The 563-nt window shown below is 67.0% G+C and carries 1 protein-coding gene; it reads left to right on the plus strand.

Annotation, left to right across the window (positions count from 1 at the left end):
• Positions 1-40: 40 nt before the first annotated feature.
• On the plus strand, positions 41-563 hold a 523-nt coding region (locus tag EVU97_RS14875; RefSeq protein WP_129666964.1), incomplete at its 3' end, for an IS630 family transposase.

Consider the following 563-nt stretch of genomic DNA (forward strand, 5'->3'; position numbering starts at 1 on the left):
CGCGCGTCATTAATTCGTTGACAGTATGGGATGATGGCATATGCCGTCACCTGTGCTGGAGATCAGCGAAGAGGACCGTGCGACCCTGACCTCGTGGACACGGTCGCGGACGTTGCCGGCGGGACGTGCGCAGCGTGCGCGGATCGTGCTGGCCGTCGCGGCGGGGACGGGCACCTCGGCAGTGGCGCGGCATGTCGGGGTCTCGCGTCCGACTGTGATCAAGTGGCGTGACCGGTTCGCCGTCGACGGGCTCGCTGGCCTCGAGGACGAGGAGCGTTCGGGCCGACCGAAACGCATCGATGATGCCGTGATCATCGCCACCACGCTCGAGCCGCCACCGGCCAAACTCGGGGTGACGCATTGGTCCTCGCGGTTGCTGGGCAGGCACTTGGGGATCGGGGATGCCACCGTCGCCCGTGCCTGGCGCAAGTACGGGGTCAAGCCATGGCGGCGGGAGACGTTCAAGTTCTCCACAGACCCGGAGCTGGAGGCCAAGGTCCGCGACGTGGTCGGGCTGTACCTGAACCCACCGGAGAAGGCGGTCGTGCTGTGCGTGGATGAGA

Source organism: Dermacoccus sp. 147Ba (assembly GCF_004151355.1).
Taxonomy (GTDB): Bacteria; Actinomycetota; Actinomycetes; order Actinomycetales; family Dermatophilaceae; genus Dermacoccus; species Dermacoccus abyssi.